The sequence below is a fragment of the Bradyrhizobium sp. P2_E8 genome, from assembly GCF_056403875.1.
Window position 1 is genome coordinate 1 of record NZ_JBFUES010000072.1, and the last position, 14,292, is coordinate 14,292.

At 65.4% G+C, this 14,292-nt stretch carries 17 protein-coding genes; 10 read left to right on the plus strand and 7 right to left on the minus strand.

Annotation, left to right across the window (positions count from 1 at the left end):
- From AC1D00_RS06410 to AC1D00_RS06420, 3 genes are all read left to right on the plus strand, one after another.
- The coding region (locus tag AC1D00_RS06410) for a Tim44/TimA family putative adaptor protein (protein ID WP_477010082.1) at positions 1-263 on the plus strand (263 nt) is incomplete at its 5' end.
- Positions 241-1,794 (plus strand): murein transglycosylase A, encoded by a 1,554-nt coding sequence (gene mltA / locus AC1D00_RS06415; protein ID WP_477010083.1) that lies wholly within the window; start codon positions 241-243, stop codon positions 1,792-1,794. The genes AC1D00_RS06410 and mltA, both read left to right, overlap by 23 nt.
- Complete coding sequence (locus tag AC1D00_RS06420) at positions 1,791-2,381, plus strand: Smr/MutS family protein (RefSeq protein ID WP_477010084.1); 591 nt, start codon at positions 1,791-1,793, stop codon at positions 2,379-2,381. The genes mltA and AC1D00_RS06420 overlap by 4 nt, the downstream gene beginning before the upstream one ends.
- Here the strand turns inward: AC1D00_RS06420 and AC1D00_RS06425 are convergent.
- The 5 genes from AC1D00_RS06425 to hslV form a co-directional block, all read right to left on the minus strand.
- Positions 2,378-3,502: a hypothetical protein gene (locus AC1D00_RS06425; protein WP_477010085.1), complete on the minus strand. Its 1,125-nt coding sequence runs from the start codon at positions 3,500-3,502 to the stop codon at positions 2,378-2,380. The two genes, AC1D00_RS06420 and AC1D00_RS06425, sit on opposite strands and share 4 nt — an antisense overlap.
- A 199-nt stretch (positions 3,503-3,701) precedes the next feature.
- The gene (hslU, locus tag AC1D00_RS06430) at positions 3,702-5,006 is read right to left on the minus strand and encodes an ATP-dependent protease ATPase subunit HslU (protein WP_477010086.1); all 1,305 of its coding nucleotides are present in this window, start codon (positions 5,004-5,006) and stop codon (positions 3,702-3,704) included.
- 52 nt (positions 5,007-5,058) lie between these two features.
- Positions 5,059-5,676, minus strand: coding sequence for a DUF2585 domain-containing protein (locus AC1D00_RS06435; RefSeq protein WP_404551632.1), 618 nt, complete (start codon positions 5,674-5,676; stop codon positions 5,059-5,061).
- Positions 5,673-6,158, minus strand: a complete 486-nt coding sequence (locus tag AC1D00_RS06440) for a GNAT family N-acetyltransferase (protein WP_477010087.1) — start codon at positions 6,156-6,158, stop codon at positions 5,673-5,675. The genes AC1D00_RS06435 and AC1D00_RS06440 overlap by 4 nt, the downstream gene beginning before the upstream one ends.
- A gap of 3 nt (positions 6,159-6,161) precedes the next feature.
- Complete coding sequence (gene hslV / locus AC1D00_RS06445) at positions 6,162-6,722, minus strand: ATP-dependent protease subunit HslV (RefSeq protein ID WP_027543778.1); 561 nt, start codon at positions 6,720-6,722, stop codon at positions 6,162-6,164.
- 240 nt (positions 6,723-6,962) lie between these two features.
- Between hslV and hisB the strand changes: the two genes are divergently transcribed.
- The 7 genes from hisB to coaA all read left to right on the plus strand — a co-directional run bounded on the left by hisB (position 6,963) and on the right by coaA (position 11,707).
- Entirely contained in the window at positions 6,963-7,556 is a 594-nt protein-coding gene (hisB, locus tag AC1D00_RS06450; protein ID WP_027543777.1) for an imidazoleglycerol-phosphate dehydratase HisB, read from the plus strand.
- Between the two features lie 65 nt (positions 7,557-7,621).
- Positions 7,622-8,152, plus strand: coding sequence for a DUF2628 domain-containing protein (locus AC1D00_RS06455; RefSeq protein ID WP_135178651.1), 531 nt, complete (start codon positions 7,622-7,624; stop codon positions 8,150-8,152).
- Positions 8,149-8,799 carry an imidazole glycerol phosphate synthase subunit HisH gene (hisH, locus tag AC1D00_RS06460; RefSeq protein ID WP_027543775.1) on the plus strand — a complete coding sequence of 217 codons (651 nt, stop codon included), beginning with the start codon at positions 8,149-8,151 and terminating at the stop codon, positions 8,797-8,799. The genes AC1D00_RS06455 and hisH overlap by 4 nt, the downstream gene beginning before the upstream one ends.
- Positions 8,796-9,530, plus strand: coding sequence for a 1-(5-phosphoribosyl)-5-[(5-phosphoribosylamino)methylideneamino]imidazole-4-carboxamide isomerase (gene hisA / locus AC1D00_RS06465; RefSeq protein WP_477010090.1), 735 nt, complete (start codon positions 8,796-8,798; stop codon positions 9,528-9,530). Before hisH ends, hisA begins: the two co-directional genes overlap by 4 nt.
- A gap of 10 nt (positions 9,531-9,540) precedes the next feature.
- A complete protein-coding gene (gene hisF / locus AC1D00_RS06470; RefSeq protein WP_135178654.1) occupies positions 9,541-10,314 on the plus strand; it encodes an imidazole glycerol phosphate synthase subunit HisF in 774 nt (257 codons plus the stop codon).
- An 89-nt stretch (positions 10,315-10,403) separates the two neighbouring features.
- A complete protein-coding gene (locus AC1D00_RS06475) occupies positions 10,404-10,724 on the plus strand; it encodes a phosphoribosyl-ATP diphosphatase (RefSeq protein WP_011083482.1) in 321 nt (106 codons plus the stop codon).
- A gap of 26 nt (positions 10,725-10,750) precedes the next feature.
- Positions 10,751-11,707, plus strand: coding sequence for a type I pantothenate kinase (gene coaA, locus AC1D00_RS06480; protein WP_477010088.1), 957 nt, complete (start codon positions 10,751-10,753; stop codon positions 11,705-11,707).
- 33 nt (positions 11,708-11,740) lie between these two features.
- Here coaA and AC1D00_RS06485 read toward each other — a convergent pair whose 3' ends face one another.
- Positions 11,741-12,370, minus strand: coding sequence for a histidine phosphatase family protein (locus AC1D00_RS06485; RefSeq protein ID WP_167771514.1), 630 nt, complete (start codon positions 12,368-12,370; stop codon positions 11,741-11,743).
- Positions 12,371-12,475: 105 nt separating this feature from the next.
- Positions 12,476-14,292 (minus strand): ATP-binding protein (locus AC1D00_RS06490; protein ID WP_477010089.1); only part of this gene is annotated, 1,817 nt, incomplete at its 5' end.

Genomic DNA, 14,292 nt, shown 5'->3' on the forward strand with positions numbered 1-14,292 from the left:
AGAAGAACGAGCAGAAGACCGAGACGCGCTTCGTCTCGATCGACAAGGCCGAACTCGTCGGCGCCGAGCTGCGCGACCGTACCGCCCAGCTCACCATCCGCTTCGTCTCGCAAATGATCTYGGCCACCCGCGACAAGGCCGGCAACATCGTCGACGGCAGCGCCGATACGGTCGCCGACATCACCGACATCTGGACTTTCGCCCGCGACACCACCTCTCGCGATCCGAACTGGAAGCTGGTTGGCACCGGAAGCGCGAATTAAGGTCTTCCTGAAGACCAGCGCGACGGCGCTTTGCGCGGGTGTCGTCGTGCTGTCGTCGTTTTCGCTCGGCGCCGAGGCGGCGCGGCGCCACTACCGCAGCCATCATCATCACCTTCCGGAATTACCCGCCACCCCGCCGCGGGCCTTGCCCTATCCGCAGCTCCCCCTGCCGTTCGAGATTCCCGGCGCGCAATACCTGCCGCTGGCCTGGGCCGACGTGAAGGGCTGGAGCGAGGACGATCATCTCGCGGCCTACAAGACATTTCGCGCGAGCTGCCGCTCGATCAACGCGCAGACCGGCGCTCCCGAGCCCAAGAGCGAATACAAGGCGCTGGGGGCATCGCTGAGCGAGCCGTGCCGGGCCGCCAAGACGCTCGAGCTGAGCGACGACGCCAAGGCGAAAACCTTCTTCGAGGAGAACTTTGCGCCGCTGCGCATCTCCCGCCTCGGAGAGCCCGATGGCTTCGTCACCGGCTATTACGAGCCGGTGCTGGAGGGATCGCGGACGCAGACCGATGTCTACAATGTCCCGGTCTATCGCCGGCCCTCGAACCTGTTCGTGCGCGGCTACAAGCAGGATTCGGTCAGCCTGCCCAACAAGGGCCCGGTCTATCGCAAGATCGGCCGCCGCAAGCTGGTGCCCTATTACGACCGTGGCGAGATCGAGGACGGCAAGATCGCCGGCCGCGGGCTGGAGATCGCCTGGCTGAAGGACCCGACCGATCTGTTGTTCGCGCAGATCCAGGGCTCGGCGCGGATCAAATTCGATGACGGCACCACGCTCCGGCTCAACTATGACGCCTATAACGGCTATCCCTACACGGCCGTCGGGCGCATCCTGATCGAGCGCGGCATCATTCCGAGGGAAGAGATGTCGATGCAGAAGATCAGGGAGTGGATGGCGCAGAACCCCGATGGCGCCAAGGAGCTGCGCCGCCAGAACCGCGCCTACATCTTCTTCCGCGAGGTCAATCTCTCGGACAAGGACGAGGCGGTGGGTGCGCAGGGCATTCCGCTGACGGCCGGCCGCTCGATCGCGGTCGACAAATCGCTGCATGTCTATGGCACGCCGTTCTTCATCGAAGGCGAGCTGCCGATCGACTCCGAGCGCTCGAAAACGCCGTTCCATCGGCTGATGATCGCGCAGGACACCGGCTCGGCCATCATCGGCCCAGCGCGCGCCGATCTCTATTTCGGTGCCGGCGCGGATGCCGGCCGCGTCTCCGGGCGGCTGCGCCATCCCATGCACTTCGTGATGCTGGTGCCGAAGGGCCTCGATCCCACGGCGCGCGCCGCGCGGCTGCCGGTGCCGGACCCGCGGCCCTCGGCGAAGATCGCAAAGCTGTTTCCGCAAACCGAACCTGCTAGGGATCAGGCCAAGCCGGCGGCTCCGGCCGCAGCCGAGGCGCCAGGCAAAGGTGAGACGGTCGCTGTCGCCAGCCCTGTCCCGTTGCCGGTGCCGCGTCCCGTGATAGAGCCCGTTCAAGAGCCGCGGCGGCCGGTGAAGAATCGTTCCCATCGGCAGCAATGAAGCGATCGTCCCGTCCGCCCGTACTGGAGCCTCGCCCCTCGCCGCGCCGCCGCGCGCTGAGCGAGGATGAGCGCGCGCTGTGGGATACGGTCGCAAAACAGGTCAAGCCGCTGCGGAAACAACGTGCGCCGAAGGCGCAGACTGTGCCGCGGGCCGAGCTATCACCCGCCGCGCCGGCTACGCGGCCAGCACCATCGCCGCGTCCGGTTGCTGCGGCACCGGCGCCGCGTGCCGTCAAGCCGTCCGTCCCGCCTCTGGCGCCGCTCGGCAAACGCGAGCGCACAAAGCTGTCGCGTGGCCGCAGCGAGATTGAGGCGCGGCTCGATCTGCACGGCATGACCCAGACGCGCGCCCATCGCGCCCTCACTGGTTTCCTGCACCGCGCCCATCACGACGGCCTGACCTTCGTGCTCGTGATCACCGGCAAGGGCCGGAGCGGCGGCGAAAGCGGCGTGCTGCGTCGCCAGGTGCCGGAATGGCTGAGCCTGCCGGAATTCCGTGCCTTCGTGGTCGGCTTCGAGACGGCGCATATCGGCCATGGCGGCGAGGGCGCGCTTTACGTGCGGATCAGGCGGGCGAGATTCTAGAACGGCCGCACGATTCCGACGCGCGGGATCAGCGTGATGACCAGGCCGAAGATGTTTGTGTTCTGCTCCTCCGCCGGAATCAGCGGAGTCTCGCGGGCGGCCGGCAGCATCTTCACCGCATGCAGGATCAGGAACATGCAGGCCGCCCAGTTCGAGATCCAGCGCGAATAGTCGAACACCATCGCGAACATCACGAGATAAGCGAGGCTGACGCCGATCAGCGCGGCGACGACGAGGCGCCGGTGCGTCTCGCTTGCGAGCGCGCCGACCAGGCTCGCAAAATAGCGCCATAGCGGCGTGTGCAGCCAGATCAGAAGCGCAAACACCGGCAAACCGAGGATGTTGTGCGGCAGGCGGCCCCAGGTGTCCGAAATCTCCTTCGCCAGCGGCTGGTACCAGATGTAGCTGAATTGCAAGAGGTCGGTGCGGGAGGGATCGGCCATCCGGGTCTTCAGATACGCGACGAAATCCGCTTCCGGGATCGGCATCGTTCCCAGGAATTGTGCCGCGAAGAACAGCGCGGAGACGAGGAGAAAGGCGATGGTGCCGAAGGTGACGTTGCTGCGATTGCAGCCGCGGGCGAGATAGTGCCTGATCACGACGATGGCGATGATCGTCGGCACGTACATCAAGAGATGGATGTGATGGATCAGCACGAGCACGATCGAGAACAGCGCCGCCGTCGCGACGAACAGCAATGAGCCCGCCGGCATCAGCAGCAGGATGATTGCCAGCGCGCAGCCATAGATGTCGAAATGGCCGAGCGTGTGCATGAAGTTCTTCAGGAAGAACGGCGAGCCCGCGAGGAAGACGAACAGCGGCAGCGTCCTGGCGGTGAAGCCGAAGGTTTTTTGAAACAGCCTTACGAACAGCGCCAGCGTCACCAGCCACGTCACCCCGCCGAGCGCGAACACCAGCCAGACCGGCACCTTCGCCGTGAACAGCGCGACGACCGCCCCGATCAGCGCGCGCTTGATGAAGCCGAAATGATAGTCGACGAGCAGGTGGATGTAGGGGACGTAAGGCGGCAGCTGGATCTTGTGAACGAACACGCCGACGATGATTGCGGCGTTGATCGCGAGCAGCAGGCGCCAGGGGTTTTGCAGGACGCTAGCGGGCACGCGGCACCCGACGCGCGTCAACCTCCGCTGTCGTCCCGGCGAAGGCCGGGACCCATAGCCACGAATGTTCGTTTTGAGCCAACGCTGGGGCCGCTATCATTTCCAACAAGGACCGCCGGTCATTATGGGTCCCGGCCCCCGTGCGCAATTGCGCACTAGGCCGAGACGACGCCGGAATGAATAGCGCGGACCTTTGGAATTACAAAATGAACCGGCTGAGATCGGCGTTCTTGGCGAGGTCGCCGACGTGTTTCTGCACGAAATCGGCATCGACCCGGATGGTCTCGCCGTCGCGGTCGGGGGCGGTGAAGGAGATCTCGTCCAGCACCCGCTCCATCACCGTCTGCAGCCGCCGCGCGCCGATGTTCTCGACGGTGGAGTTGACGGCGACCGCGACGTCGGCGAGCGCGTCGATGGCGCTGTCGGTGATGTCGAGCGTGACGCCCTCGGTCTGCATCAAGGCGACATATTGCTTGATCAGCGAGGCCTCGGGCTCGGTCAGGATGCGGCGCATGTCGTCGCGGGTCAGCGCCTGCAATTCGACGCGGATCGGCAGGCGGCCCTGCAATTCCGGCAACAGGTCCGACGGCTTGGCGACGTGGAAGGCACCCGAGGCGATGAACAGGATGTGGTCGGTCTTCACCGCGCCGTGCTTGGTCGAGACCGTGGTGCCCTCGATCAGCGGCAGCAGGTCGCGCTGCACGCCCTCGCGCGAGACGTCGCCGCCGACGCGGCCGTCGCGGGCGCAGATCTTGTCGATCTCGTCCAGGAACACGATGCCGTTGTTCTCGACAGCACTGATCGCCTCCAGCGTGAGCTGCTCGGAGTCCAGCAGCTTGTCGGATTCCTCGTTGACGAGGATCTCGTGCGAGCTTTCCACCGTCAGCCGTCGCGTCTTGCTGCGGCCGCCCAGCTTGCCGAAGATGTCGCCGATCGAGATCGCGCCCATCTGCGCGCCCGGCATGCCCGGAATCTCGAACATCGGCATGCCGCCGCCGGAGGACTGCGTCTCGATCTCGATTTCCTTGTCGTTCAGTTCGCCCGCACGCAGCTTCTTGCGGAAGGATTCCCGCGTCGCCGCGCTGGAATTGGCGCCGACCAGCGCGTCGAGCACGCGCTCCTCGGCGGCGAGCTGGGCGCGCGACTGCACGTCCTTGCGTTTGCGCTCGCGCACCTGGGCGATCGCGACCTCGACGAGATCGCGCACGATCTGCTCGACGTCGCGGCCGACATAGCCGACCTCGGTGAATTTCGTCGCCTCGACCTTCAGGAACGGCGCATTGGCGAGTTTTGCCAATCGCCGCGCGATTTCCGTCTTGCCGACGCCGGTCGGCCCGATCATCAGGATGTTCTTCGGCAGCACCTCCTCGCGCAAGGAGCCTTCGAGCTGCTGCCGGCGCCAGCGATTGCGCAGCGCGATCGAGACGGCGCGCTTGGCATCGGCCTGGCCGACGATGAAACGGTCGAGTTCGGATACGATTTCGCGGGGAGAGAAGTCTGTCATGGGACCTTAGCTAGGGTCAGATGCGGGCCGGGACAAGTCGCTTTTTCGGCGGTCAGATGATCGGCGGCCCCGATTGCCATTGCTTCACGGCCTCGATCGGATGGATCAGCATCAAGATATTCAGCGTCAGATTGTCGCGAATGTGGAGCGCCAGCATGATCTCGAAGGCGAGCCCGAGCAGGACGGTCACCGTGACAGGCAGCACGCGCGCGGCAAGGAACCCCAGCGCCATGAACAGCGTGTCCGACACCGAATTGACGATGCTGTCGCCAAAATAGTCGAGCGAGATCGTGCCGGCGCGGTAGCGCTCGATGATGAATGGCGAGTTCTCGACGATCTCCCAGGCGCCTTCGATCAGCATGGCGACGATCAGCCGTGCCGGCCACGACAGAGGCAGCAACGGCAGGCGCGCGAACAGCAGAAAGGTCAATCCGTAGAACAGGAAGCCGTGCAGCACGTGCGAGAAGCTGTACCAGTCGGCGATGTGCTGGGAGTTTTCCGAGCTGTTCACCACGCCGTGCCACAGCTTGACATAGCCGCAGGTGCAGATCGGCACCCGCCCCATCGCGAACAGGATCGAGGCCTGCAGCGCCAGCAGCAGCAGCGCGATGCCGACCCAGGCGAATGCTGGCACCGCGGCTTTGCTTTCGTGCGCGCTGGCCAGCGTCATGGCTCGCGCACCATCAACAGTGCCGGCCCGTCCGGCGTCTCGACCATGCGGTCGCGGACGAAGCCCGCCTTCTCGTAGGCGCGCAGGGCACGCAGATTGAGCGGGTCTGGATCGGTGACGACGCGTGGCAGGCCTTGCCGCAGCTCTGCGTCGACGAATTGGCGGATGAAGGCCGGGCCGTGGCCGCGCGCGATCATGTCGCTTTCGCCGATGAACTGATCGATCCCACGCGTGCCCTCCGGTTGTGGCCCGAAGCCCGTATTCCAGGCGGTCAGGCGGTAGCACTGAAGATAGCCGAACGGCTTGTCGCCGGCCAACACGATGAACTGGTCCATCGCCGGCTCGTCGAGGTCGCCGCTGACCAGCGCAAACTGTTCGTCCGGATCGCCCCACCATTCCCGCACATGCGCCTCGCCCAGCCATCGCCGGATCAGCGGCAGGTCAGCCGCGGTCATCGGGCGGAAGGTGTAGGCGGGCGTCATGGCCTAGCCGGTCGCCAGGCTTTCGATGGTCACATTGCGGTTGGTGTAGACGCAGATGTCGGCGGCGATGTCGAGGGAGCGGCGGACGATGGTCTCGGCGTCCTTGTCGGTGTCGAGCAGGGCCCGCGCGGCCGCCAGTGCATAGTTACCGCCGGAGCCGATCGCCATCACGCCGGCCTCGGGCTCGAGCACGTCGCCGGTGCCTGTCAGCACCAGGGAGACGTCCTTGTCGGCCACGATCATCATGGCCTCCAGCCGCCGCAGGTAACGATCGGTGCGCCAGTCCTTGGCGAGCTCGACCGCGGCCCGGGTCAATTGTCCCGGATATTGCTCGAGTTTGGCTTCCAACCGCTCAAAGAGCGTGAAGGCGTCGGCGGTTGCGCCGGCAAAGCCGCCGATGACGTCGCCCCTGCCGAGCTTGCGAACCTTCTTGGCATTGGATTTGATCACGGTCTGGCCGATCGAGACTTGGCCGTCGCCGCCGACCACCACCTTGCCGCCCTTGCGGACTGTCAAGATCGTGGTGCCGTGCCAGCCCGGCGAGCTGTTCTGGGAATCCTGCATGAAGTACCTCATTGTCCGGCCTGATTTAGGCGGTCGGGAGCGAGGGCACAACGGGCCGCTCCGGGCCCAATTTCGCTCACCATAGGCAGAAGTAGAGGCCCGGCCAGCCGTTCCCGCAGTAGCGAAGGCGTCATGGGGCTGTTAAAAGACCCCCGTTTTCGGCCCCCGAGCATGATCCGGAAAAGTGGGCACCGGTTTTCCGACAAAGATCATGCTCAAATGAAGCGAAAGCTAGTTTTGATGCGCACCGCGACGATCAAGCGCAAGACCAAGGAAACCGACATCGAGGTCACCGTGAACCTCGATGGCACCGGCGTGTCCAATATCGCGACCGGCATCGGCTTTTTCGACCATATGCTCGATCTCCTCGCCCGCCATTCCCGCATCGACCTCACGGTCAAGGCGGTCGGCGACCTGCACATTGATCATCACCATACCACCGAAGACACCGGCATCGCGCTCGGCCAGGCGGTCAAGCAGGCGCTCGGCACCATGGCGGGCATCACCCGCTATGCCGGCGTGCACATGCCCATGGACGAGACGCTGTCGCGCGTCGTGATCGACATCTCGGGCCGCCCGGTCCTGGTGTTCAAGGTCGACTTCCCCCGCGACAAGATCGGCGAGTTCGACACCGAGCTGGTGCGCGAGTGGTTCCAGGCCTTCGCCATGAACGCCGGCGTGACTCTCCACGTCGAGACCCTATATGGCGATAACAGCCATCATATCGCCGAGTCCTGCTTCAAGGGTCTGGCGCGGGCGCTGCGGGCGGCGGTTGCGATCGATCCGAAGGCTGCGGGCGAAATCCCGTCCACCAAGGGCTCGCTCGGCGGCTGACATCTCCGTCTCGGTGGCAAACGCTGCCGGCGGCATCACTGAATTCTTGAGAACGGGGCATCACCATGCCTGTCTACACAGTTCATGCTCCCTTCCCTGCCGGAGCCGATCTGCGCGCGACCGACAAGTTCGTCTTCGTGCGCGACGGCTTCCATTACTGGGCGATGGTTTTCGGCCCGTTCTGGCTGCTGTGGAACCGGCTGTGGCTGGTGCTGATCGGCTGGCTGGTCTTCGTCGCCGCGTTCCATGCCGGACTGTCCAGCCTCGGCATCGGACGCGGCGCGATCCTCTTCTCCGATATCATCGTTGCGCTGCTGATGGGTTTTGAGGCCTCCAGCCTGCGCCGCTGGACGCTGTCGCGCGGCAAGTGGCGGCTGCTCGATATCGTCGTCGGCGACGACGAGGACACCGCCGAGCGCCGCTTCTTCGAGCGCTGGAGCCAGAAGCAGCACGGCATCGTCAACGATCAATGGGCCGTCGATCGCGGCGGCCCGCCGCCGACCCGCAACACGCCGGGCCAGCAATTTTCGAACCCGCCGCCGCTTCCGGCCGGCGGCATCATTGGATTGTTTCCAGAACCGGGAGGGTCAAGATGAGCATCGCCATCATCGATTACGGTTCCGGCAATCTGCATTCCGCCGCGAAAGCCTTCGAGCGCGCCGCGCGCAGCCTGGAGAATCCGCAAAAGGTCTTCGTCACCAGCGATCCGGATCAGGCTTACAGCGCCGATCGCCTGGTGCTGCCGGGCGTCGGCGCGTTCGCCGATTGCCGGCGCGGCCTGGACGCCGTCAACGGCATGGTCGAGGCGATCACTGAAGCGGTGCGCGTCAAGGCGCGGCCGATGTTCGGCATCTGCGTCGGCATGCAGCTGTTCGCCACCCGCGGCAAGGAGCATGTCATCACGCAGGGCCTGAACTGGATCGGCGGCGACGTCGAGAAGATCACGCCGCGCGACGAGAGCCTGAAGATCCCGCACATGGGCTGGAACACGCTCGACGTGCTGCGCGAGCATCCGGTGCTGAACAAGCTGCCGCTCGGCCCCAAGGGCCAGCACGCCTATTTCGTGCACTCCTACCACCTCAACGCCGCCAATGAGGCGGACGTGCTCGCGCGTGCCGATTACGGCGGGCCTGTCACCGCGATCGTCGCCAAGGACACCGCGATCGGCACGCAATTCCACCCCGAGAAGAGCCAGCGCTTTGGTCTCGCCCTGATCTCGAACTTTTTGCGATGGAAGCCGTGATTCTCTTTCCCGCTGTTGATCTCAAGAACGGCCAATGCGTGCGCCTCGAGCAAGGCGACATGGCGCGCGCGACCGTGTTCAACCTCAATCCCGCGGCGCAGGCGCAGAGCTTTGCCGAGCAGGGCTTTGAGTATCTCCACGTCGTCGACCTCGACGGTGCCTTTGCCGGCAAGCCGGTGAATGCGCAGGCCGTCGAGGCGATGCTGAAGACGATCAGGATCCCGGTGCAGCTCGGCGGCGGCATTCGCGACCTCGCCACAGTCGAAGCCTGGCTCGAAAAGGGCATCACCCGCGTCATCATCGGCACCGCCGCGGTGCGCGATCCTGAACTGGTGAAAGCTGCAGCCAGGAAATTCCCCGGCCGCGTCGCGGTCGGGTTGGACGCCCGCGACGGCAAGGTCGCGGTCGAAGGCTGGGCCGAGACCTCGCAGGTGACGGTGCTGGAGATCGCGCAGCGCTTCGAGGATGCCGGCGTCGCCGCCATCATCTTCACCGATATCGCGCGCGACGGCCTGCTCAAGGGCCTGAACCTGGATGCGACCATTGCGCTGGCCGACGCCATCTCGATCCCCGTGATCGCCTCCGGCGGTCTCGCCTCGATCGAGGATGTCAAGGCGATGCTGACGCCGCGCGCATCGAGGCTCGCCGGCGCGATCGCTGGCCGCGCACTTTACGATGGCCGGCTCGACCCCGCTTCCGCCCTCACCCTGATCCGCAACGCGCGCGCCTAGGAGCCGACACATGTTCAAGGTGCGCGTGATCCCCTGCCTCGACGTCAAGGACGGCCGCGTCGTCAAGGGCGTCAATTTCGTCGATCTGCGCGATGCCGGTGATCCCGTCGAAGCCGCGATCGCCTATGACGCCGCCGGCGCCGACGAGCTCACGTTCCTCGACATCACCGCGACCCATGAGAATCGCGGCATCATGCTCGACGTGGTCCGGCGCACGGCGGAGGCCTGCTTCATGCCTGTGACCGTCGGCGGCGGCGTGCGCGAGGTTGACGATATCAAGACATTGCTGCGCGCTGGCGCGGACAAGGTCTCGATCAACAGCGCCGCGGTGTCGCGGCGCGAGTTCGTCAAGGAAGCCGCCGAAAAATTCGGCGAGCAGTGCGTGGTGGTCGCGATCGACGCCAAGCGGGTCAAGCGCCCGGGCGGCGACCGCTGGGAGATCTTCACCCATGGCGGCCGCAACTCGACCGGCATCGACGCCGTCGAATATGCCCAGGAAGTGGTCTCGCTCGGCGCCGGTGAAATCCTGCTGACCTCGATGGACCGCGACGGCACGAGGCAGGGGTTCGACATCCCGCTGACCCGGGCGATCGCCGACAGCATTCCCGTTCCCGTGATCGCCTCGGGCGGCGTCGGCAATCTCGACCACCTCGTCGACGGTATCCGCGACGGGCACGCCACGGCGGTGCTGGCGGCCTCGATCTTCCATTTCGGGGAATTCACCATCCGCGAGGCCAAGGAGCACATGGCCCGGCGCGGCCTGCCCATGCGCCTGGATGCCTGACGACTCCCGCTCCTGAAAATGCTACACAGGCTGGCGGGAATGGCCGCCGTGACAAGTGTGCTGCCAAGTGTGTTTTTCGAGTAATTCCGATGCCGCGTTTCACGATCCACGATCTGGCCGAGACCATCGACGCCCGCGCGGCGGCCGGCGGCGAGGGTTCCTATACCCGCAAGCTTCTGGACAAGGGCGCCGAGCATTGCGCCAAGAAGTTCGGTGAGGAAGCAGTCGAAACCGTAATCGCAGCAGTCGAAAACGATCGCGCGCATCTGATCGCCGAGGGTGCCGATCTACTCTATCATTTCCTTGTGCTTTTGAAGGCACGCGGCATAAAGCTGGAAGAGGTCGAGGCTGCGCTCGGCAAGCGAACCTCGATGTCAGGGTTGGAAGAAAAAGCTTCGCGTAAAGAGTGAGTAAGTCGCAACGGAAAGGCGGCGTCATGGATATCCGCGCACCCGAGCAGCAGTATAATCCGTACCGCGTCTATACGCGCGAGCAATGGGCGCGGTTGCGCGACGACACGCCGATGACGCTGGAGCCGGGCGAGTTCGACCGGCTGCGCTCGCTGCACGATCGCCTCGACTTGCAGGAGGTCGAGGACATCTACCTGCCGCTGTCGCGCCTGCTGTCGATCTATGTCGATGCGATGCAGCGCCTGTATTACGCGGAGCGCCAGTTCCTCAACATCCGCGACCGCAAGATGCCCTACATCATCGGCGTCGCCGGTTCGGTCGCGGTCGGAAAATCCACCACCGCCCGCGTGCTCCAGGCGCTGCTGGCGCGCTGGTCGCCGCGCCCGAAGGTGGACCTGATTACGACCGACGGTTTTCTGTACCCGAATGCCGTGCTCGACCGGCAGGGCATCATGCAGAAGAAGGGTTTTCCGGAGAGCTACGACCTGCCGCTGCTGCTCGGCTTCCTCTCCGACATCAAGGCCGGCCGCCGCCATGTCCGCGCGCCGGTCTATTCGCATCTGACCTACGACATCGTGCCGAACCAGTGGGTGGAGATCGACCAGCCCGACATTTTGATCGTCGAGGGCGTCAACGTGCTGCAAACCGGCAAGCTGCCGCGCGACGGCAAGGCGGTGCCCGTCGTCTCCGACTTCTTCGATTTCTCGGTCTACATCGATGCCGACGAAGCGGCGCTGCGGCGCTGGTACATCAAGCGCTTCCTGGCGCTGCGCGACACCGCGTTCACCAATCCCAAATCCTACTTCAACCGCTACGCGCTGTTGTCCGACGAGGAAGCCACCGCCACCGCGATCGCGATCTGGGAACGCACCAACCTCGCCAATCTCGAGGACAACATCCTGCCGACCCGCCCCCGCGCGACGCTGATCCYGAAGAAGGGCCCCGACCACGTGGTCGAGAGCGTGGCGCTGCGGCGGTTGTAGTTGCGCCCGCGGATGGCAGGCTTTGCTCTAACGTCACTTGCCGGCCTTGGCGATCCAATCCGCAGACTTGATGCGTCCCGCAAAGGTGGCAGGGCCGGAGTCGCTGGCCCGGTAAACGAAAGCTTCGCCTTCCTGGACGTCGCCGGCGTCCTTGCCAAAGGCATCGGCGATGTTCGTCTTGTGGGTGATCAGGAAGACGTTGGTACCCGCCTTCGGAGGCGCATCGACGAGCTGACGCACGGCCTGTCCGGCCTTTGCATTTGTACCGGTCGGGTTTGCCATTCCCGACGCGCTGGCGTTGCTGCTGTCCGTCAACGCATCGACCGGCTTGACCTCGCGGCCGGAGATCAGCTTGCCGGCCTCGATCGCGCGGTTCAGCCGGCTGGTGTAGACATCGCCGATCGGGATCGCGAGCTCCTTGATCGCCGTCCCGATCTGGCGCGCCGTATCCCTGCCCTTTTCACTGAGCTGACGTTGGGCGCTCATGTCGTCGAACTTGAAGGGATAGACGTCCTTTTGGCTGTCATCGGTGGCGGTGTGCCGAAAGACCACGACGTAGCCGCCTTGCTTGAGCGATGAGATCAGCTCCGGCGTATCGCCTGCGGCGGATCCGGAGAGTCCAGCGAAAAGGACAACGACTGCGAGGCGGCAAAGCAAGTTCATGCTCGAAATCCTCCATCGCAAATGCCCCCCGAGGATGGTGACGCGCAACGCGGTCGATTTCAATTATCGATTGTGGCCGAGATGAGGTTCCCGTGAAATTCTGGATCAGACCGCCAGATGCCGTGACGCGGCCAGTCCCGCCAGCGCTTCGTCCAGCTTCTCGCGGTCGAGCGGCTTGATCAAAAACCCGTTCATGCCGGCCTCGAAGCAGGCGTAGCGATCCTCCACCAGCGTGTTGGCGGTGAGTGCGAGGATCGGCGTGTGACGACCGCCGGTGGCGGCCTCGTGGGCGCGGATGCGTTTTGTCGCTTCGATGCCGTCGAGCTGCGGCATCTGGATGTCCATCAGCACGAGATCATAGGGCGTGCCGGCCGAGCTGGCAGCGAGCCAGGATTCCAGCGCGGCCTCGCCATGGACGGCGATGACGACGCGGTGGCCGAGCTTGGTCAGCAGCGAGCGCATCAACAGCGCGTTGATCTCGTTGTCCTCGGCGACGAGGACCGAGAGTCCCTTTGCCGGTGCCGCACTCGTGGATTCGACCGGGGGCTCCGGCGCAAGCTCGGGCGATGCGACCTCCGGGGTCAGCGCGAGGCGTGCGGCGAGCGAGGCTGCGCGCAGCGGCTTCACCAGAAAGCCGGTGAAGGCCGCCGACAGCTTTTCATGGCGCGAGCTCGACGTCAGCAGCACCAGCCGTTGCGGCGCATGGGCGCGGGCCACTTCGCCCAGCCGGTCGGCAATTGCAGGGCCGATCGCGCGATCGACCAGGACCGCCTGCCAGGAGCGCTCCGGCAACAGCGCTTCCGCGACAGTGGCGTCGGTCACGAGGCATGTCTGGCCGCCCCAGCGCTCCAGGCGCCGTGCGATCAGCGAAGCCTCGATGCCCTCGGCAATCAGCAGGATCGACTTGCCCGTGAGGTTGGGACTCGGGAACGCGGTCTGCCCCGCGCCTCCTTGCGATGGCGCGAGCGGCACCGCGACCTCGAAGGTCGAGCCCCTGCCCGGTTCGCTCGTGAGAGTGATCCGGCCGCCCATGCGCTTGACGATGCGTTCGCTGATGGCAAGGCCGAGCCCGGTGCCGCCATAGGTGCGGGCGACGCGCTGGTCGGCCTGCTCGAACTCGCGGAAGATGCGTTGCTGCGCTTCGGTTGCGATGCCGATGCCGGTGTCGCGGACGAGGAAGCTGATCTCGTTCGGCCAGATGCCGGGCTCGACGATCAGGGCCACGCCGCCGCTCGCGGTGAACTTGATGGCGTTGCCGGCGAGGTTGAGCAGCACCTGGCGCAGCCGCGCGGCGTCGCCGACCACCTCGAGCGGCAGGCGCTCGTCGACATAGGCGGCGATCTCGAGCGTCTTCGCCTGCGCGCGCGGCGCGAGCAGCTCGGTGATCTCCTCGATCAGGGTCGAGAGCGCGAAGGGGCGTTGCTCGAGGTCGAGCTTGCCGGCCTCGATCTTGGAATAATCGAGCATCTCCTCGATCAGCGCCATCAGCGCTTCGCCCGAGGTTTTCACGGCCTTCGCGTAGGTCGCCTGCTCCGGCGTCAGCGTGGTGTCGAGCAAGAGGCCGCCCATGCCGATGATGCCGTTGAGCGGAGTGCGGATCTCGTGCGAGGCCATCGCGAGGAAGCGCGACTTGGCGCGGTTGGCGGCATCGGCCTGGTCGCGGGCGTCGGACAGCGCGCGCTCGGTCTCGGTGCGGTCGGTGACGTCGCGCCCCACGCTCTGCAACTCGGCCGGCTGGCCGGCATCGAGGCGGACATAACCCTCGCGCCAGGCGATCCAGCGCGCGCCGAGCGGGGTTGCGATCTTCTGATCGTGAACGCGCGTGCCGTTGCTTTCGCGGGCATTGTCGCCCTGCTCCAGCACGTCGAAATCAAAGCGCGTGCCGACCAGTGCGCCGCGCGCCTGCCCTGCGAGTGCGCAAT